This is a genomic window from Azospirillum brasilense, from assembly GCF_005222205.1.
Classification (GTDB): Bacteria; Pseudomonadota; Alphaproteobacteria; order Azospirillales; family Azospirillaceae; genus Azospirillum; species Azospirillum brasilense_G.
Genome location: NZ_CP032345.1, coordinates 91,084 through 109,366, shown reverse-complemented (window position 1 = coordinate 109,366; position 18,283 = coordinate 91,084). Strand labels below are relative to the sequence as shown.

At 66.9% G+C, this 18,283-nt stretch carries 17 protein-coding genes; 8 read left to right on the top strand and 9 right to left on the bottom strand.

Annotation, left to right across the window (positions count from 1 at the left end):
* The first annotated feature begins 35 nt into the window (after nucleotides 1-35).
* The 7 genes from D3869_RS00530 to D3869_RS00500 all read left to right on the top strand — a co-directional run bounded on the left by D3869_RS00530 (nucleotide 36) and on the right by D3869_RS00500 (nucleotide 7,283).
* The gene (locus tag D3869_RS00530; RefSeq protein ID WP_137138510.1) at nucleotides 36-980 is read left to right on the top strand and encodes a septal ring lytic transglycosylase RlpA family protein; all 945 of its coding nucleotides are present in this window, start codon (nucleotides 36-38) and stop codon (nucleotides 978-980) included.
* An 89-nt stretch (nucleotides 981-1,069) separates the two neighbouring features.
* Complete coding sequence (locus tag D3869_RS00525) at nucleotides 1,070-2,236, top strand: D-alanyl-D-alanine carboxypeptidase family protein (protein ID WP_137138509.1); 1,167 nt, start codon at nucleotides 1,070-1,072, stop codon at nucleotides 2,234-2,236.
* A 70-nt stretch (nucleotides 2,237-2,306) separates the two neighbouring features.
* Complete coding sequence (tmk, locus tag D3869_RS00520) at nucleotides 2,307-2,939, top strand: dTMP kinase (protein ID WP_137138508.1); 633 nt, start codon at nucleotides 2,307-2,309, stop codon at nucleotides 2,937-2,939.
* A gap of 1 nt (nucleotide 2,940) precedes the next feature.
* Nucleotides 2,941-4,059, top strand: a complete 1,119-nt coding sequence (locus tag D3869_RS00515; RefSeq protein ID WP_137138507.1) for a DNA polymerase III subunit delta' — start codon at nucleotides 2,941-2,943, stop codon at nucleotides 4,057-4,059.
* A gap of 72 nt (nucleotides 4,060-4,131) precedes the next feature.
* Nucleotides 4,132-5,682, top strand: a complete 1,551-nt coding sequence (gene metG / locus D3869_RS00510) for a methionine--tRNA ligase (protein WP_137138506.1) — start codon at nucleotides 4,132-4,134, stop codon at nucleotides 5,680-5,682.
* Between the two features lie 6 nt (nucleotides 5,683-5,688).
* Nucleotides 5,689-6,486, top strand: a complete 798-nt coding sequence (locus tag D3869_RS00505) for a TatD family hydrolase (protein ID WP_137138505.1) — start codon at nucleotides 5,689-5,691, stop codon at nucleotides 6,484-6,486.
* Nucleotides 6,483-7,283 (top strand): MBL fold metallo-hydrolase, encoded by an 801-nt coding sequence (locus tag D3869_RS00500; RefSeq protein WP_137138504.1) that lies wholly within the window; start codon nucleotides 6,483-6,485, stop codon nucleotides 7,281-7,283. Before D3869_RS00505 ends, D3869_RS00500 begins: the two co-directional genes overlap by 4 nt.
* 148 nt (nucleotides 7,284-7,431) lie before the next feature.
* Here D3869_RS00500 and D3869_RS00495 read toward each other — a convergent pair whose 3' ends face one another.
* Nucleotides 7,432-8,610 (bottom strand): lysozyme inhibitor LprI family protein, encoded by a 1,179-nt coding sequence (locus tag D3869_RS00495; RefSeq protein ID WP_137138503.1) that lies wholly within the window; start codon nucleotides 8,608-8,610, stop codon nucleotides 7,432-7,434.
* 227 nt (nucleotides 8,611-8,837) lie between these two features.
* On the opposite strand from D3869_RS00495, the gene D3869_RS00490 reads away from it, so the two are divergent.
* The gene (locus D3869_RS00490; RefSeq protein WP_137138502.1) at nucleotides 8,838-9,707 is read left to right on the top strand and encodes a DUF4384 domain-containing protein; all 870 of its coding nucleotides are present in this window, start codon (nucleotides 8,838-8,840) and stop codon (nucleotides 9,705-9,707) included.
* 13 nt (nucleotides 9,708-9,720) lie between these two features.
* Here D3869_RS00490 and D3869_RS00485 read toward each other — a convergent pair whose 3' ends face one another.
* From D3869_RS00485 to D3869_RS00450, 8 genes are all read right to left on the bottom strand, one after another.
* Nucleotides 9,721-10,515: a PP2C family protein-serine/threonine phosphatase gene (locus D3869_RS00485; protein WP_137140522.1), complete on the bottom strand. Its 795-nt coding sequence runs from the start codon at nucleotides 10,513-10,515 to the stop codon at nucleotides 9,721-9,723.
* Between the two features lie 143 nt (nucleotides 10,516-10,658).
* Nucleotides 10,659-10,889, bottom strand: coding sequence for a hypothetical protein (locus D3869_RS00480; RefSeq protein ID WP_247895667.1), 231 nt, complete (start codon nucleotides 10,887-10,889; stop codon nucleotides 10,659-10,661).
* A gap of 184 nt (nucleotides 10,890-11,073) precedes the next feature.
* Nucleotides 11,074-12,090, bottom strand: a complete 1,017-nt coding sequence (locus D3869_RS00475) for an agmatine deiminase family protein (protein WP_137138500.1) — start codon at nucleotides 12,088-12,090, stop codon at nucleotides 11,074-11,076.
* A gap of 400 nt (nucleotides 12,091-12,490) precedes the next feature.
* Entirely contained in the window at nucleotides 12,491-13,324 is an 834-nt protein-coding gene (locus D3869_RS00470; RefSeq protein ID WP_137138499.1) for an ABC transporter permease subunit, read from the bottom strand.
* A complete protein-coding gene (locus tag D3869_RS00465) occupies nucleotides 13,321-14,244 on the bottom strand; it encodes an ABC transporter permease subunit (protein ID WP_137138498.1) in 924 nt (307 codons plus the stop codon). The genes D3869_RS00470 and D3869_RS00465 overlap by 4 nt, the downstream gene beginning before the upstream one ends.
* On the bottom strand, nucleotides 14,241-15,404 hold the full coding sequence (locus D3869_RS00460; protein ID WP_137138497.1) for an ABC transporter ATP-binding protein: 1,164 nt from the start codon (nucleotides 15,402-15,404) through the stop codon (nucleotides 14,241-14,243). Before D3869_RS00460 ends, D3869_RS00465 begins: the two co-directional genes overlap by 4 nt.
* Before the next feature lie 98 nt (nucleotides 15,405-15,502).
* The gene (locus D3869_RS00455) at nucleotides 15,503-16,603 is read right to left on the bottom strand and encodes an extracellular solute-binding protein (RefSeq protein ID WP_137138496.1); all 1,101 of its coding nucleotides are present in this window, start codon (nucleotides 16,601-16,603) and stop codon (nucleotides 15,503-15,505) included.
* A gap of 219 nt (nucleotides 16,604-16,822) precedes the next feature.
* The gene (locus D3869_RS00450; protein WP_137138495.1) at nucleotides 16,823-18,166 is read right to left on the bottom strand and encodes a glutamine synthetase family protein; all 1,344 of its coding nucleotides are present in this window, start codon (nucleotides 18,164-18,166) and stop codon (nucleotides 16,823-16,825) included.
* Nucleotides 18,167-18,283 lie beyond the last annotated feature (117 nt).

The following is an 18,283-nucleotide window of genomic DNA, read 5'->3' as shown; positions in this document are numbered from 1 at the left end:
TAGAGTGGCGCCACCAGATTTAGCGGGGTGGGGCCATGCGACGCGCGCATATGCTGAGGGGGGCGGTCGTGCTCGCAGGGGCGCTGACTCTCGCCGCCTGCGCCTCCGCGCCCTCCGCGCCATCGCCGTCCGGACTGCCGCGCAGCGGCGTCTACAAGGTCGGCAAGCCCTATCAGGTCAATGGCGTCTGGTACTATCCCGCCGAGGATTACTCCTACAGCGAAACCGGGATCGCCTCCTGGTATGGGCCGGGATTCCACCAAAAGGTCACCGCCAATGGCGAGGTTTACGACCAAAATGAGCTGACGGCCGCGCACAAGACCTTGCCCATGCCAAGCCTCGTGCGCGTCACCAATCTCGACAACGGCCGGTCGCTGGTTGTTCGCATCAACGACCGCGGCCCCTACGCCAACGGGCGAATCATCGACATGTCGCGGCGCGGCGCGCAATTGCTGGGGTTCGAAGGCACGGGCACGGCCAAGGTGCGCGTGCAGATTCTGGCGGAGGAAAGCCGCGCGGTCGCCGCCGCGGCCCGCCAGGGCACACCGGCCCCGATGCTGGCGGAACTGGACGGCCCGCCCCCGAAGGCCGCCCCGCGCGGCTCGGTGGAGGTCGACGGCACCGCCCGCGCGACTCCCGCCGCGGTCACCCGCGCCCCGGTGCCGCCGCCCGCGACGGTGGCCGGCGACATGGTGGACGGGCGCTTCGTTCCCGCCCCCGTGGTCGCCGAACTTCCGGTGAAGCCCTACGAGCAGATCTACGTGCAGGTCGGCGCCTTCGGCAGTTCGGACAACGTCACCCGCGTGCGCGCCCGTCTGGCCTCGCTCGGCCAACAGGCGCAGGTCACCCAGACGGTCGCCGGACGGCAGCGGCTGCAGCGGGTGAGGGTGGGGCCGCTGGCCAGCGTGGAGTCTGCCGACGCCGTTTTGAACCAGATCCTCCAAGCCGGCCTTACCGACGCCAAAATCGTGGTTGATTGATCACCCGCGAGCCCAGTCCAAGCTTGGCCCGATGTCGGGCCTCGTTCCGTTTCACGTCTTGTCCAGTCCGCGTTTCGAAGGGAGTTGTCATGGTCGCTGTCGTCCGCACCCGCGTTGCCCGCACCCGTTTCGCCATGGGCCTTGCGGTCGCGCTGTTCGCGGCGGGGGTGGGGCCGGTGGCTCACGCCGCCAGCATCGAAACCATCGCCAAGCAGGCGATCCTGGTCGATATCACCTCGAACACCGTGCTGTTCGAGAAGAACCCGGATCAGCGCATGGCGCCGTCCTCGATGAGCAAGATCATGACGATGTACATGGTCTTCGATTCGATCAAGGAGGGCCGGCTGACGCTGGAGAGCACGCTGCCGGTGTCGGAACGCGCGTGGCGGATGCAGGGCTCCAAGATGTTCGTGGAGCTGCACAACAACATCAAGGTCGACGACCTCATCAAGGGCGTGATCGTGCAGTCGGGCAACGACGCCTGCATCGTCTTCGCCGAAGGTCTCGCCGGCTCCGAATCGGCCTTCGCCGAGCGCATGAACAAGCGCGCCCGCGAGTTGGGGCTGAAGGACACCAACCTGACCAACGCGACGGGCTGGCCGGACCCGAATCACTACATGACCGCCCGCGATCTCGCGGTCCTGGCCGAGCATCTGATCAAGGACTTCCCGGAATACTACCACTACTACTCGATCCGGGAGTTCAAATACCACGGGATCAACCAGGGCAATCGCAACCCGCTGCTCTACCGCGGCATGGACGTGGACGGCATGAAGACCGGCCACACCGAGGCCGGCGGCTACGGCCTGACCGCCTCAGCGGAGCGGGAAGGGCGCCGTCTCATCCTGGTGGTCAACGGGCTGCCGAACATGCAGGCCCGCGCCGACGAATCGGCCCGGCTGATCGAGTGGGGCTTCCGCGAATTCGCCACCTATGCCCTGTTCAAGGCCGGCGAGACGGTGGATCAGGTGCCGCTCTGGCTGGGCGCGCAGGACAGCGTTCCGGTCACCGTGCCGGAGGACATGAAGGTCACCATGGCCCGCGCCGACCGCAGCGGCATGAAGGTGTCGCTGGTCAGCAACGCCCCGGTCGCCGCCCCGGTGAAGAAGGGCGACGTGGTCGGCAAGGTCGTGGTTTCCGCGCCGGGCTTCCCGGGCAAGGAGTTCCCGGTGGTCGCCGCCCAGGACGTGGAGAAGCTGGGCTTCGTCGGCCGCGCCCTGGCGGCGGCGAAGTTCCTCATTTTCGGGGCGAGCTGATTGGTGTAAGCCGGCCCGTCACCGCCGGAATCCGGACAGCGGCGGGCCTCATCACCATCGGGAGCAGACCATGACGCGCGGGCGGTTCATCACGCTGGAGGGCGGCGAAGGGGCGGGCAAGACCACCCAGATCCGCCTGCTCGCCGACGCGCTGATCGGTTGGGGGAAGCGGGTCGTGCTGACCCGCGAGCCCGGCGGCTCGCCGGGTGCGGAAGAGATCCGCGGCCTGCTGGTCTCAGGCGAAACCGGGCGCTGGGGGCCGGTGACCGAGGCGCTGCTGCACACCGCCGCCCGCCGCGACCATCTGGAGCGCACCGTCTGGCCGGCGCTGGAGGCCGGGCACTGGGTCATCTGCGACCGCTTCTTCGACAGCACCATGGCCTATCAGGGCTATGGGCTGGGGCTGGGGCGCGATCTGGTCGCCACGCTCCAGGCCACGGCCCTGGGCGACTTCCGGCCCGACCTGACGCTGATCCTCGACCTGCCGGTGGAGGATGGGCTGGCCCGCGCCGCCGCCCGCCGCGGCGGGGAGGACCGCTACGAGCGCATGGACGTCGCCTTCCACCACCGTCTGCGCGACGGCTTCCTCGACATCGCCGCGCGGGAGCCGGAGCGCTGCGTGCTCGTCGACGCCGGACACCCCGTCGAAGCGGTGCAGGCGGCCATTCTGGACGCGGTGACCCGCCGTCTGGGAGCGTCCTGAGGTGAGCCGCGCCCGCGCGCCCGAACCGGTCGCGGAGGAGGATGCCCTCGCCCCGCGCCGCAACCCCGAGCTGACCGGCCATGACGACGCCGAGCGCTTGCTGCTCGACGCCTGGAACTCCGGGCGGCTGCCGCACGCCTGGCTGATCGGCGGCCCGCCGGGGATCGGCAAGGCGACCCTGGCCTTCCGCTTCGCCCGCTTCGTCCTGTCCCAGGGGCACGAGCCGCCGGACGCCGGCCTGTTCGGCGCACCGCCGCCACCCGCCTCGCTGGCGCTGTCCCCGGACGCCCCGGTCTTCCGCCGCGTCGCCTCGGGCGGGCACGCCGACCTGCTGACCGTCGAGCGCCAACGCGACGAAAAGCGCGACCGGCTGAAGCGCGACATCGCCGTGGACGATGTGCGCAAGATCGGCCCGTTCCTGCGCAAGACCGCCGCCGAGGGCGGCTGGCGCGTGGCTGTGATCGACGGCGCGGACCGCATGAATCTCAGTGGCTTGAACGCCATTCTCAAGATTCTGGAGGAGCCGCCGCCGGGCGCTCTGCTGCTTCTGGTCAGCGACAACCCCGGCGGCATGCTGCCCACCATCCGCTCCCGCTGCCGCAAGCTGACGCTTCAACCACTTCCTGAGGAAACGGTCCTCAACCTGTTGGTCCAGCATCGCCCTGACCTCGGCGACGAGGACCGGGCGGCGCTCGCCCGGCTGGCGGAGGGCAGCATCGGGCGGGCCATCGGGCTGGCCGAGGCCGGCGGGCTCGACCTCTACCGGGAACTGATCGGTCTGCTCGGCACCCTGCCGCGACTGGACATCACCGCCGCCCACGCCTTCGGCGACAAGCTGACCCGCAAGCAGGACGATGGTCTGTACGAGACGGCCACCGACCTGCTCGTCTGGTGGCTGGCCCGCTTCGTCCGGTCGCTGGCCCGCGGGGCATGGCCGGCGGAGGTGGTGGCCGGCGAGGCCGCCCTGATGACCCGCCTGGCCAACGCCCGCGGCCTTGAACGTTGGGTGGAGGTGTGGGAAAAGGTCCAACGCCACTTCGCCCGTGCGGAATCCGCCAACCTCGACCGCAAACAGGTGGTCCTGAACGCCTTGGCGACGCTGGAAGCGGCTGCTACTTAACACGGACGACACAACACGCCCACCCGGGCCGGCGACGCGCCGGGCCGGCGCATTCTCGGGAGAGCCTCTGACATGACCGGGTCGAAGACCTTCTACCTGACGACTCCGATCTATTACGTGAACGACGTGCCGCACATCGGGCACGCGTACACCACGCTCGCCTGCGACGTGCTGGCCCGCTTCATGCGGCTGGACGGCTATGACGTGAAGTTCCTCACCGGCACCGACGAGCACGGCCAGAAGGTGGAGAAATCCGCCATGAACGCCGGCGTCGCGCCCCAGGAGTTCACCGACCGCGTGTCGAAGAACTTCCGCGACCTCGTCTCGCTGATGAACTTCTCCAACGACGACTTCATCCGCACGACCGAGCCGCGGCACATCGCGTCGGTGCAGGAACTGTGGCGCCGCCTGGAGTCGGCCGGCGAGATCTATCTCGGCAGCTACGCCGGCTGGTACTCGGTGCGCGACGAGGCCTTCTACGGCGAGGACGAACTGACCACGTCGCCGTCGGGCAAGAAGATCGCCCCGACCGGCGCCGAGTGCGAGTGGGTGGAGGAGCCCTCCTACTTCTTCCGCCTCTCGGCCTGGCAGGACCGCCTGCTGGAGTTCTACGAGCAGAACCCGGACTTCATCGCCCCGGCCGGCAAGCGCAACGAGGTCGTCGCCTTCGTCAAGTCGGGGCTGAAGGACCTGTCGGTCAGCCGCACCACCTTCAAGTGGGGCATTCCGGTGCCCGGCAATCCCGACCACATCATGTATGTGTGGCTGGACGCCCTGGCCAACTACATCACCGCGGTCGGCTTCCCGGACGAGGGCGGCGCGTACGCCAAATACTGGCCGGCCAACCTGCACATGGTCGGCAAGGACATCCTGCGCTTCCACGCCGTCTACTGGCCGGCCTTCCTGATGGCCGCCAAGCTGGCCCCGCCCAAGCGCGTCTTCGCGCACGGCTGGTGGACCATCGAAGGCCAGAAGATGTCGAAGTCGCTGGGCAACGTCATCGCGCCGGAGACGCTGGTCAACACCTACGGCCTGGACCAGACCCGCTACTTCCTGCTGCGCGAGGTGCCCTTCGGCAACGACGGCGACTTCTCGCACAAGCAGATGGTCCAGCGGATCAACGGCAACCTCGCCAACGATTATGGGAACCTCGTGCAGCGCTCGCTGTCGATGATCGGCAAGAACTGCGGGGCCGCCGTGCCGCAGCCGGGCGCCTTCACCGAGGCCGACGAGGCCCTGCTCGGCGCCGCCCGCAACCTGTTGCCGATCGTGCGGGCGGAGATCCAGTCGCAGTCCTTCCACAAGGCGCTGGACGCCATCTGGGCGGTGATCGGCGACGGCAACCGCTATGTGGACGAGCAGGCGCCCTGGGCGCTGAAGAAGACCGATCCGGCGCGCATGGCCACGGTGCTGTATGTGCTGGCCGAGACCATCCGCCATCTCGCCATCCTGACCCAGCCGATCATGCCGGAAGCCTCGGCTAGGATCCTGGACCAGCTGGCGCAAGGGCCGGAGGCCCGCGGGTTCGACCGGCTGGGGGCGGGTGGGGCGCTGGTCCCCGGCACGCCGCTGCCGACGCCTCAGGGCGTGTTCCCGCGCTACGTGGACGAAGCGAAGAGCTGACGAACGATGCTGGTCGATAGCCACTGCCATCTCGACTTTCCCGATTTCGCCGAGGAGCTGGACGCGGTCGTCGACCGCGCCCGGCAGGCGGGGGTGGGGCGGATGGTGACCATCTGCACCTACCTGTCACGCTTCGACCGCATCCTGGCGGTCGCCGAACGGTACGACGACGTTCTGTGCTCCCTCGGCGTTCACCCACACCAGGCGGCGGCGGAGATCGACGGGGTGAGCGTCGAGCGCCTCGTCGAACTGTCGAAGCACCCGAAGGTGATCGGGCTGGGCGAGACCGGGCTGGACTACTTCTACGACAAGAGCCCGCGCGACATTCAGCAGGAGTGCTTCCGCCGGCACATCCGGGCCAGCCTGGACACCGGGCTGCCGCTGATCGTTCACACCCGCGACGCCGACGACGACACCATGCAGATCGTCCGCGAGGAAGCCGCCGGGCAGCCGGTCAACGGCTTGCTGCACTGCTTCAGCTCCGGTCGGCAACTCGCTGAAGAGGCTTTGGATTTCGGTTTCTACATCTCCCTGTCCGGGATCGTCACCTTCAAGAAGTCTGAGGACCTCCGCGCCATCGTGAAGGACGTTCCGCTGGACCGGATTCTGGTGGAGACGGACGCGCCCTATCTGGCGCCGGTGCCCTTCCGCGGCAAGCGCAACGAGCCGGCCTACGTCGCCCACACCGCGGCCTGCGTCGCCGGGGTCAAGGGCGTGGACGCGGCGGATCTGGCCCGGATTTCAACGGACAACTTCTTCCGCCTGTTTCCCCGTGCCGGCACGGGCCAACAGGTCGCTGCATGACCGGCCAGCGGGTCACGATCCTCGGCTGCGGCGGATCGCGGGGCGTGCCCGTGATCGGTCTCGGCTGGGGGTCCTGCGACCCGGCGAACCCCAGGAACCACCGGATGCGCCCGTCCATCCTGGTGGAGTGGGAACAGGAGGGGGCCGGGCAGGGTGGTGAGGTCAGCGTCCTGGTCGACACCTCGCCGGACCTTCGCCAGCAGCTTCTCAACGCCGATGTGCGGCGGCTCGACGCTGTGCTCTGGACGCACCAGCACGCCGACCACTCCCATGGCATCGACGAACTCAGGGAACTGTGCCGCGCCATGCACGCGCCCATCGACGCCTTTGGCAGCGCCGATGATCTGGCCGAGCTGGAGCGGCGTTTCGGCTATTGCTTCGAGCCTCTTCGCCCCGGCGATCCCTTTTACCGCCCGGTGTTGACGCCTCGCGCCGTGGAAGGCCCGTTCGAGGTGCGCGGTCACCGGATCGTGCCCTTCGAGCAGGATCATGGTTATCTGAAGACCCTTGGCTATCGCTTTGATAAATTTGCCTATTCGACCGATGTTGTGAGATTGGATGAAGACGCCTTCGCGGCGTTGGAGGGCGTCGAGGTGTGGGTGGTCGACTGCGCACGGATCGAACCGCCGCACCCGGTCCATGCCCATCTCGCCCTGACGCTGGAATGGATCGCGCGGGTGCGCCCCGAGCGGGCCTACCTGACGCACATGGACCAGACCATGGATTACGACACGCTCCGCCGGCTGCTGCCCGCCGGCGTCGAGCCCGCCTATGACGGGCTCGTCATCGAGCTTTGACCTTGGGGGCCCAAGGAAAAATGGGGCAGGGGATCCTTACAGCGAACTTCCGTTCGCTTTAGACTCATAGCGCCTCATTCGCCGGCGGGCTCCGGTCGCATGTGCGACCGGGACCGCCGGCGCGGTCCAAAGCGGATTGCAATCCGCTTTAATCGTCCGGCATGATGAGGCCCAGCCGGCCGGCGATGAAGCGGTCTGCGGCCGCCCTGGCAGCCTGATCCGCCGTCTGGGGATTCAGTCTGAACTTCTCCCTGTAAAGCTTTGATGTGGCTGAGATGGCCACCGGAAGGGCATGCGCCGCCGCGCGGTACTCCTTTTCCGGCCAAACCTCGAAATCGCTCCAGGACCGGAAGGCGGCCACGGCCTTTCCCCGCTGCTCGGCCATCTTCCTGGCTTCGGCGGACATCGGCGCCTCCAGAAGCGTGCTGGGCACAAGCGACGCCTGAAGGTCGTCCACCTCGAACTGGCGCTCATAACCGTGACGGATGCTGCCGCGCTCCACCAGGGCCGGTTCGATGGCCGGGTCCATGTGGGCGGAGACGGACTTCCATTCCGGCAGATCGAACACCGAAGACGGCGGGCTGCACAGCCCGGGCGTCTCGTCGCGCGCGTTGCCCCAGAAGGCCCCGAAGGCTTCGAACGCCGGCTGCCCGTGCTTGGTGAACAGGAAGCAGGGCGCGTCCATCTCCGTGGTCGACAGGACGTGGCGCAGGAACAGCAGAACCGTGCCCAGCGGAGCGCTCGGAACATCGCCGAGATTCGCCATCTCCTCATGGAGATAGGGATCTTTCGGAAGATCCTGGTTCAGGATTTCATCGACAAGCCGGCGCACGGTGGCGTCCTTGTCGGCCACGGTCACCATGCCGCTCTGGTAGAGATAGACCAGCCATGCCTTTGCGGGCGCGCCGTCGTGGCGCTGAAGAGCGGCGGCGGCGGCCTTGGCGTCCTTCGGAATGCCGGCGACGATTGCGGCCAGCTTTTTCTGCGCCGCCGAATTCTGGGCGGCGAGGTCGGCGGCGCGGGCTTCATAGAGGGCACGGCAGGCCGGAACGGCGGATTTGTCGGCGCAGGTGCTGTCACGCGCGGCCAGGAAAGCCTTCTGCGCGCGCTCGATGGCGTCCCGGCCGTCGGCCGGCGTGTTTCCCAAGGTGTCACGCAGGAGCGCCGCCAAATCCTCGGCAGCAACCTTCAGGTCGGCGCTCGCGCAGATGGTCCGGTCCGCGCGACCGGCCGGCCTCGCACAATCCGGTGGCGTTTGGGCGGAGGCGGCAAACGGAAGCAGACAAAACGACAGCACGGGGCCGATAAGCCACGAGGAGCGAGGCATAAAGCGCAACCTTCATCGAGGGAATGGATGCGGGAACGAACCGCGACGATAGTCCATCGGCTGGAACGCCGGAAGGGACGGATTGGTGCCCTGCTCGCTTCCCTGCGCTATTATTTTCCATAATACAGATTATATGATCGTCCTTCGCCGCAGGGGATTCGTCCCTCCACCCTTGGCGTTGCCCAAAATGCACGCTACATAAATCGCAGTTTATAACCAACGGTCAGATGCCGGTGAAGGACGTCTACGCGCCGATGACATGGCGACTGCGATGCTCGGCCGCGCTGCTCGCCGCTGCCATTGGAGGCGCCACGGCCGCCTGGACGGACCGCGCCGATGCGGCGTCCGAAGCGTCTTCGGAAAGCGAGACCGTTCTTCCAGCACAGACAGTCCCCGCGGCGGACGGACCGCCTGTTTCTGCCGTGCCCGATCTGTCGGCCTTGCGGACGGCCTTGGCGGAATTCCATTGTGCCGAACTCGATGTCGCCGTCGGCGCAGACCAGCGGGTCGCGATCTCCGGCCTGACCGCGGGCGATACCGATCCGGACAGCCTCGCACTGCTCGCCCAGGACCTCCTGACCGGCCAACGGGCCGCCGTCGAGGTCGAGCGCGCGTCCCCTGCCCTGTGCGAGCCCCTGACGCTGATCGGCCAACTCCGGTCCGCCAACGCCGGATTGGCCACCCCCTTGTCGATCGACCTCAAGGGATCGACCGGAATTCTGTTCGAGGGCGGCCAGACCCTGATGTTCGACGTCGCGGCCCCCGATTTTCCGGTGTATTTGCAGGTGGACTATTTCACGTCGGATGGCGACGTGATCCATCTGTTGCCCAATCCTCTGGAAATCAGCGGCCGCGTGGAGTCCGGCGCGATTCGCCGGTTGGGTGAGCGCGGCGCCGGCGGGCGTTTCTGGACGGTTGGGCCGCCTTACGGCCATGAACTGATTGTCGTGATCGCCAGCCCCACACCGCTGTTTGCCGCGCCGCGCCCCGAAGCCGAGGCCGCAGCGTCGTATCTGCCCGCGCTGAAACAGGCGTTGGACTCCGCCGCGCCGGCCACCGTGGCCACCGCGCGCTTTGTCAAAACCAGAGCGCCCTGAAGGGGCCGTTTGGTCAGGCCGGAAGAAGGACGAACCGGGCAAGGATGAGGGTGATGTTGTCCGGCCCGCCCGCGCCGTTGGCAAGGTCGATCAGCCGGGCGCAGACGTCTTCGCCAGCCGGCGGCGGCTGTTGGGTGAGAATGCGCTGGATCACGCCCTCCGGCACGATGCCGGTGAGCCCGTCCGAACAGAGAAGATAGAGGTCATCCGGCTGCAGATCGTGGACGGCGATGTCGGGCTCGACCTGCTCGCCGGTGCCGAGCGCGCGAACGATGATGTTGCGGTGGGGGGCCTGCCCGCGGCGTCCGTTGTCCAGCCAGAGCTGGTAGAGGCTGTGATCGCGCGTCAGCGGACGCAACTCGCCGCCGCGCAGGCGATATAGGCGACTGTCCCCGGCATGGAACACGACGACGCGCCCGGTTCCCGGAACCCGCCAGAGCCCCACCAACGTGGTTCCCATGCCGCGCCCTTCGGGAAAGCCACGCTGGCGATTCAGGGCGTTGATCCGGCGATTGGCGGCCACCACCGCGGAACGCACCACCGATGCGGCGTCCGCCGCCGCCCTCTCCTCCTCCGCTGCGGACGGCGTCCGAGCACCGTCGGCCCGGTCCTGGGAGGCGATGACGGCGGCCACCACCTCCACCGCGGTGCGGCTGGCGATGTCGCCCCCGGCGTGTCCGCCCATACCGTCGCAGATCACCGCCAAGCCGCGCGCCGGGTCGAGGTGGAACGAATCCTCGTTGCGCGACCGGACACGGCCAACATCCGTTTGTCCGGCGGCGATCATCTCGATCAGGGCGGAATGCATCACGCGAACGGCTCCAGCGCGTTACAGCCGAACCAGCTTCCTGGAAACAGCCTTCGGCAACGCGAAAAACCGCCTCGGCTTTGCATAAGATAATGGCGGAGAGCGTGTGAATTGAACAGCGGGAAAGGACGCGTGTAAACGCCTCAGACGCTGACGTCGAGGAGCGTGCCGCGCTGCTTGGCACCATAGCCGGCGCCATTGGTCCGCGCCTGGACCGCCGCCGTCTGCGGGTCGATGGCCTGCCCCGACTGGGTGGCGTTGCGGGTTTCCCGCGTCTGGTCCATCTTGCCGACCGCCTGTGTCGCCTGGACCGTCTGGGTGCGGACGGTGGGGGCGGTTTGCTGCGCCGCCTGGACCGCCGGAGACATGGCCATCTGCATCGCCGGTGTGATCGGCGGCTGAGGCTTTGCCAACGGTGGCATGTTGAGCGGGTTTAATTGCATGTTAAGAAGATGCGCCCGCGCATCCACCGATTCAAGACCCCAAACGCCGCACTCGCCGATTCACAGGCGAAAGCCGGAACAGCCTTCGCCTTTTCGCAACCCGCAAGATGTCGGATCAGACCGCCGGCTGCTGCTGCGTTATGCAGTGGATGCCGCCGCCGCCGCGCACGATGTCGAGGGCCGGGACCTGCACCACCTCGCGGTCCGGGAAGGCCCGGCGCACGATGCGGAAGGCTTCGTCGTCCGCCGGATCCTCGAAGGCCGGCATGACGATGCCGCCGTTGGCGATGTAGAGATTCGTGTAGGATAGCGTCAGCCGGACGCCATTCTCGTCGCGCCGCGCCGGCTGGCGGACCGGGATGACTTCCAGCTCCCGGCCCTGGGCGTCGCGGGCGCGCTTCAGCCGGTCCAGATTGTCCTGGAACGCCTTGAAATTGGCATCGCCGGGATCGTCGGTGGTGATCGCCATGACGACGCCGGGCTTTACGAACAGGGCGATCTCGTCGATGTGACCGTCCGTCTCGTCGTCCTGATAGCCCTCGCCCAGCCAGATCACGCTGGAGATGCCAAGGTGCTCCTTGAGCAGCGCCTCGATCTCCGCCTTGCCGAGATTCGGGTTGCGGTTGGGATTCAGCAGGCACTGCTCGGTCGTCAGCAGCGTCCCCTCCCCGTCCACATGGAAGGAGCCGCCCTCCATGACCAGGGGCGCTTCGAAGCAGCGCAAGCCGAGATGGTCGAGCATCAGGCGCCCGACCTGCTGGTCCTTGGCGCTGTCCTGGTAGTTGCCGCCCCAGGCGTTGAAACGCCAATGGACGCCGGCCACCTGCCCTTTCCCATCGGTGACGAAGCTGGGTCCGGTGTCGCGGATCCAGGAATCGCTGATGGGCAGGGGCAGGATCTCGACGCCCGGCCCGCAGGCCAGGGAAGCGTCCGCGACGTCGGCGGGATCGCAGACCATGGTCACCGGCTCGAACCGGCTGATGGCGCGGGCGACATCGGTGTAGGCGGCAGCGGCGGCGTCGAAGGCCCCCTCGGGCCACGTCTCGGGCCGGCACGGCCACGCCATCCAGCAGCGCGTGTGCCGTTCCCATTCGCCCGGCATGGTGAAGCCTTCCGCCGCCGGTGTCGTCATCTTTGAATCTCCTGCCAAATCCCTGAACTGTCCGGCTCTTGTGCGTGGCCGGAGCGAGTCGTCACGGCGTCACCCGTGACCCACGGTCACCCTAACCACGGAGCGGAGGATTTGGCAACGGCCACCAAAGGGGCCACTGAAATGCCCGAAAGGGCAGCGCGCTCGACCGCTCAGTGGCGGGAGGGCGGACGGTCCGAATAACGGCGCTTGGGCGCCGAAAAAGGCATCGAAAAACCAAGACGAAGCATTGGGAACCATAAGAGCGCGCGCACGATACGACCTCATTCGCTGTTGCAGATGCCAATACACTAGCAAATGCAACGGCGAACGGCCACCCCGCCGTCTGCGGCCTAACGGCATAGCCCCTATGAGACGGTGCTTTGGGGTGACAGGGGGCTCTTCAGCCCCCCTGCACCGCCATCTGCTCGTCCCGCTTCCGCTGACGTTCCTGCCGCGCCATGACCAAACTGGCGATGAAGATGCCGGTGGCGACCACCACCATCATCAGCGTCGCCAGCGCGTTGATCTGCGGGCTGATGCCGAACTTCACGCTGGAGAAGATGACCATCGGCAGTGTGGTGGAGCCCGGACCCGACACGAAGCTGGCGACCACCACGTCGTCGAGCGACAGGGTGAAGGCGAGCAGCCAGCCCGACACGATGGCCGGCGCGATGATCGGCAGCGTGATGACGAAGAAGACCTTGGCCGGGCGGGCGCCGAGGTCCATCGCCGCCTCCTCCAGGCTCTCGTCCAGGCTGACGAGACGCGACTGGATGATCACCGCCACATAGGCCATGGTGAAGGTGGTGTGGGCGATGGTGATCGTCGTCATGCCCCGCCCGTCCGGCCAGCCGATGGCCTGCTCCAGCGCCACGAACAGCAGAAGCAGCGACAGGCCGGTGATGACCTCCGGCATAACCAGCGGCGCGGTGATCATGCCGCCGAACAGCGTCCGACCGCGGAACCGCCCGAAGCGGGCCAGCGCCAGACCGGCGACGGTGCCGAGCACCACCGACGCGGTCGCCGACATCGCCGCCACCTTGAGCGACAGCCAGGCCGCCCCGAGAAGCTGGTCGTTCTGCAGCAGCTCCGCGTACCATTTGGTGGAGAAGCCGCCCCACACCGTGACCAGACGCGATTCGTTGAAGGAGTAGAAGATCAGCAGCGCGATCGGCACGTAGAGGAAGGCGTAGCCGAACCACAGCGCCCAGGCGAGTTTGCCCATCTGCTTCATCGCCCGGCCTCCGTCTGGCGCCCCTGGACATGCTGGAAGACCATGATCGGCACCACCAGGAACAGCAGGAGCGCGATGGCCACCGCCGAGGCGACCGGCCAGTCGCGGTTGGCGAAGAACTCGTTCCACAGCACGCGCCCGATCATCAGCGTGTCCGGACCGCCCAGCAGCTCCGGAGTCACGAACTCGCCGACCGAGGGGATGAAGACCAGAAGCGACCCGGCGATGATGCCAGGCAGAGACAGCGGCAGAGTCACCGTCAGGAACGCCTTCCAGGGCCGGCAGCCGAGGTCCGCCGCCGCCTCCAGCAGCGTCGGGTCGAGCTTCTCCAGCGTCGCGTAGAGCGGCAGCACCATGAAGGGCAGATAGCAGTAGGTCATGCCGATGTAGACGGCCCAATCCGAGTAGAGCAGCTCGAACGGCTCCGTCGTCATGCCGGTCCATTGCAGCAGGTTGTCCACCACCCCGTTGGCCTTCAGGATGCCGATCCAGGCGTAGATGCGGATCAGGAAGCTGGTCCAGAAGGGCAGGATGACCAGCATCATCAGCGGCCCGCGCTTGGACGGCTCCGCCCGGGCGATGGCGTAGGCCATGGGGTAGCCCAGCAGCAGGCAGCAGACGGTGGTGACCAGCGCGATCTTCACCGAGTTCAGATAGGCCAGGATGTAGAGGTCGTCCCCGCCCAGCCGCAGGTAGTTGGACAGGTTCAGCAGGATCTGGAGCTTGGTCGTGCCCGCATCCTCGTCCACCAGCCAGTCGACCAACGGCGCGTAGGGCGGCTGCGCCAGCATCGCCTCCGACAGGCTGATGCCGAACACGATCAGGAAGGGCACCAGGAAGAACAGCAGAAGCCACAGGTAGGGGATGGCGACCACCACCCCCCGCCCCCACAGGCCGATCCGGCGCAGAAGGTCGATCATTGCGTCAGCACCACCCCGGCGAAGGGACGCCAACTCAAATAAACCTCGTCGTCCCAGGTGATGGGCATCTCGGTGCGCCGCACCACGTTGGGCGCCGTGACGCGCACCGTCTTGCCCGTCTTCAGCTCCACCAGATAGATCGACACGTCGCCGAGATAGGCGATCTCGCGCACGATCCCACTGGTGACGTTACGCCCGTCGGCGTTGGCCGCGGCGTTGGCCGGCGGCTCCTTGCTCAGCGCGATCTTCTCCGGACGGACGGCGACGCCCACCGTGGCGCCGGCGGGGACCGCCACAGCGTGGTTGATGTAGAGGTCGCAGCCGGCGTCCTCGGAGCGGATCAGCACATGGTCGGCCTGATCCTCCACCACCCTGCCCTCGAACATGTTCACCGAGCCGATGAACTCGGCGACGAAGCGGGACTGTGGGTATTCGTAGATCTCGGTCGGCGTGCCGGTCTGGGCGATGACGCCGTGGTTCATCACGGCGATCCGCGAGGACATGGTCATCGCCTCCTCCTGGTCGTGGGTGACCACGATGAAGGTGACGCCCAGCTTCTCCTGGATGTTGACCAGCTCGAACTGGGTGCGCTCGCGCAGCCGCTTGTCCAGCGCGCCCAGCGGCTCGTCGAGCAGAAGCAGCTTGGGCCGCTTGACCAGAGAGCGGGCCAGCGCCACGCGCTGCCGCTGGCCGCCGGAGAGCTGGTGCGGCTTGCGCTTGCCGAACTGGCCGAGCTGGACGAGGTCGAGGATCGCCCCCACCCGCTCCTTGATCTCGGCCTTCGGAACGCCGTCCTGCTTCAGGCCGAAGGCGACGTTCTGCTCCACCGACATGTGCGGGAACAGGGCGTAGGACTGGAACATCATGTTGACCGGCCGCTCGTAGGGCGGGATGCCGGCCATGTCGACGCCGTCGATGAAGATCTTGCCCTCGGTCGGCGTCTCGAACCCGGCCAGCATGCGCAGCAGGGTCGTCTTTCCGGAGCCGGAGCCACCCAGCAGGGCGAAGAACTCGCCCCGGTAGATCGACAGGCTGACCTCGTCCACGGCGACGAAATCGCCGAAGGTCTTGGTCACCTTCTCGATTCGCACATAGGGCTTCTGTCCCGGGTCCTGCCAGGGTTCCAGGCGCGTGGGCTTGCGGATCGGCTGGACGGCCATGCGGCTCCTCTCGGCGTCCTCTTCTCATGGGAACGCCCCGGCCGTTCCCGATGGGAAACGACCAGGGCGCGTGTCGTGCGTGCCGGTTCGCGGCGCGCTTACTTGCCGGTCTTGACCTTGGTCCAGACGCGGGTGCGGGCGCGGTCGGTGGTCTGCTTGATCGACTTCAGGGCGAACAGCTTGACGTTGCTGTTCTCCGGCAGGAAGACGGCGGGGTTGGTCTTCACGCCCTCGTCAACCGAGGCCAGCGAGGCCGGAACGGCGTTGGCGTAGCTGACCGTGTTGGACACAGCGGCGATGTTCGCCGGGTCGAGGATGAAGTTGATGTAGGCGTGCGCACCCTCCTTGTTCGGCGCGTCCGCCGGGATGGCCAGCGTGTCCCACCACACCTGCACGCCTTCCTTCGGCGTGACGAACTCGACCTTCACGCCGTTCTTGGCTTCCTCGGCGCGGGCCGCACCCTGGATGGCGTCGCCGTTGTAGGCCATGACGACGCAGGCGTCGCCGCCGGCCAGGATGTTGATGTTCTGGCCGGTGACGAACTGCTTGATGTAGGGGCGGACCGCCAGCAGCGTCTTCTCGACCTTGTCCAGATCCTCTTTCTTCTCGGAGTTCGGATCGAGGCCGAGGTAGTTCAGCACCGACGGGATCACGTCGATGGCCGAGTCCATCACGGTGATGCCGCAGGCCGCGACCTTCTTCGCCACCTCCGGCTTGAAGATCAGGTCCCAGCTGTCGAGCGGGACGTCGGGGGCGACGGCCTTGATCTTCTCCGGGATGATGGCGATGCCGACCGTGCCGCCGAGATAGGGCACGGAGAACTTGTTGCCGGGGTCCGAGTTCTCGAGGAGCTTGAGAACCTTCGGATCGACGTTCTTCAGGTTCGGGATCTTCGCCTTGTCGAGCGGCGCCACGACCTTCGCCTGGATCATGCGCGACAGGGTCGGCTCGGCGGTCGGGACGATCACGTCGTAGCCGGACTTGCCGACCAGCACCTTCTGCTCCAGCAGCTCAAGGCTGTCGTAGAGGTCCACCTTGGTGTCGTAGCCGGTGGCCTTGGTGAAGTCCGCCAGCGTCGATTCGCCCAGATAATCGTTCCAGATGTAGATGTTGACCGGCTTCTTGGCCTGGGCCAGCGCCGGGCCGGCGATGGCGATCGCCGCGACGGCGCCGATGACGCTGAGAGCGAAACGTTTCATGCAGAAAGCCCCCGAATTCTGGATCGTTCGTCAGTTCGTGACTGGTCGACTTTTTTCCATTCGACGTGGGAGGCGGCGTGCGGTGCACGGCGTCCCCGGCGCGAGCGCTATTGCACCCACGGGGGGGTTCGTTGTCAACGATTTGCGGGTGGTTTTGCGGGTTTTGCGGAACGCGAACGCCCCCTCCCGCGGCAGCGGCGGAAGGGGGCGGAAAAATGCTCAAACGTTCAGCAGAAGATTCTCGCGCTCCCAGGAACTGATCACGCGGTGGTAGGCCTCATACTCGGCCTCCTTCACGCAGGTCACGGCGTCGAGGAACTTCTCGCCAAGCACCTCCTTCAGCGGCTTGCAGGCGTTGAACTTCTGCAAGGCATCGCCCTGGTGGCGCGGCAGCGTGAAGGCCAGCCGGTAGGCGGAGCCCTTCACCGGGTCGGTCGGCTCCAACCCCTGGGCCATGCCGAGATAGCCGCAGGCCAGCGACGCGGCGATGGCGAGGTACGGATTCGCGTCGGCACCGGCCACCCGGTTCTCCACCCGGCGCGAATCGGCGGGCGAGACGGGGACACGCAGGCCGGTGGTGCGGTTGTCGCGGCCCCAATGCACGTTGATCGGCGCGTCGGAGTTCGGCACCAGCCGCCGGTAGGAGTTCACGTTCGGTGCCAGCAGCGGCATCGCGTAGGGCAGATACTTCTGGAGCCCGGCGATGTGGGACATGAACAGCGGCGTGTCCGCCCCGCTGGCGTCGGAGAACAGGTTGCGCCCGGAATCCGCGTCGACCACCGACTGGTGGATGTGCATGGCGCTGCCCGGCTCGTTCTGCATCGGCTTGGCCATGAAGGTCGCGTAGACCTGATGGCGCAGCGCCGCCTCGCGCGCCGTGCGCTTGAACAGGAAGGCCTGGTCGGCCAGTTCCAGCGCGTCGCCGTGGTTGAAGTTGATCTCGATCTGCGCCGCCCCGGCCTCGTGGGTCAGGGTGTCGATGTCGATGTCCTGCGCCTCGCAGAAGTCGTAAACCATCTCGAAGATCGGATCGAACTCGTTCACCGCGTCGATGCCGAAGGCCTGCCGTCCGCTCTCCACGCGCCCGTTGCGCCCGACCGGCGGCACCAGCGGATAGTCGGGGTCCTTGTTGATCTGGACGAGGAAGAACTCCAGTTCCGGCGCCACCATCGGCTTCCAGCCGCGCTCCTCGTAGAGCGACAGCACGCGCTTCAGCACATGGCGGGGCGAGAAGTTCACCGGGCTGCCATCGGCGTAGACGCAGTCGGTGATGACCTGGGCCGTCGGCTCCTCGTACCAGGGGACGAAGCGGATCGTCCGCTCGTCGGGGATCATGTAGATGTCGGAATTCTCATCCGAGGTGACCGAATCGTCTTCGGGATATTCACCGGTGACGGTCTGGACGAAAATAGCCTCGGGCAGCCGCAGACCGCGGTCGCGCAGGATGCGCAGGAACTTCTCGGCGGGCACGATCTTGCCGCGCGCGATGCCCGACATGTCGGGCACGAGGCATTCCACTTCGGTGATGCGGTTCTTCTTGATGAAGTCTTCCATGAAACCCATGAACGTATGGACCGCACCGGACGGTGGGCAGCCCCTCCCTGCTGTGAACGACCGCCACACTATGATCCCGCACCCCCTCCTCGCGCCAGAGGGGAACAAAGACCCTGCCCATTTGAC

Excerpts from the sequence above, each read along its gene's own strand:
- D3869_RS00530 (WP_137138510.1), top strand. The coding sequence starts at position 36 with ATGCGACGCGCGCATATGCTGAGGGGGGCGGTCGTGCTCGCAGGGGCG.
- D3869_RS00525 (WP_137138509.1), top strand. The coding sequence starts at position 1,070 with ATGGTCGCTGTCGTCCGCACCCGCGTTGCCCGCACCCGTTTCGCCATG.
- tmk (WP_137138508.1), top strand. The coding sequence starts at position 2,307 with ATGACGCGCGGGCGGTTCATCACGCTGGAGGGCGGCGAAGGGGCGGGC.
- metG (WP_137138506.1), top strand. The coding sequence starts at position 4,132 with ATGACCGGGTCGAAGACCTTCTACCTGACGACTCCGATCTATTACGTG.
- D3869_RS00505 (WP_137138505.1), top strand. The coding sequence starts at position 5,689 with ATGCTGGTCGATAGCCACTGCCATCTCGACTTTCCCGATTTCGCCGAG.
- D3869_RS00500 (WP_137138504.1), top strand. The coding sequence starts at position 6,483 with ATGACCGGCCAGCGGGTCACGATCCTCGGCTGCGGCGGATCGCGGGGC.
- D3869_RS00495 (WP_137138503.1), bottom strand. The coding sequence starts at position 8,610 with ATGCCTCGCTCCTCGTGGCTTATCGGCCCCGTGCTGTCGTTTTGTCTG.
- D3869_RS00490 (WP_137138502.1), top strand. The coding sequence starts at position 8,838 with ATGCCGGTGAAGGACGTCTACGCGCCGATGACATGGCGACTGCGATGC.
- D3869_RS00485 (WP_137140522.1), bottom strand. The coding sequence starts at position 10,515 with ATGCATTCCGCCCTGATCGAGATGATCGCCGCCGGACAAACGGATGTT.
- D3869_RS00480 (WP_247895667.1), bottom strand. The coding sequence starts at position 10,889 with ATGGCCATGTCTCCGGCGGTCCAGGCGGCGCAGCAAACCGCCCCCACC.
- D3869_RS00475 (WP_137138500.1), bottom strand. The coding sequence starts at position 12,090 with ATGACGACACCGGCGGCGGAAGGCTTCACCATGCCGGGCGAATGGGAA.
- D3869_RS00470 (WP_137138499.1), bottom strand. The coding sequence starts at position 13,324 with ATGAAGCAGATGGGCAAACTCGCCTGGGCGCTGTGGTTCGGCTACGCC.
- D3869_RS00465 (WP_137138498.1), bottom strand. The coding sequence starts at position 14,244 with ATGATCGACCTTCTGCGCCGGATCGGCCTGTGGGGGCGGGGGGTGGTG.
- D3869_RS00460 (WP_137138497.1), bottom strand. The coding sequence starts at position 15,404 with ATGGCCGTCCAGCCGATCCGCAAGCCCACGCGCCTGGAACCCTGGCAG.
- D3869_RS00455 (WP_137138496.1), bottom strand. The coding sequence starts at position 16,603 with ATGAAACGTTTCGCTCTCAGCGTCATCGGCGCCGTCGCGGCGATCGCC.
- D3869_RS00450 (WP_137138495.1), bottom strand. The coding sequence starts at position 18,166 with ATGGGTTTCATGGAAGACTTCATCAAGAAGAACCGCATCACCGAAGTG.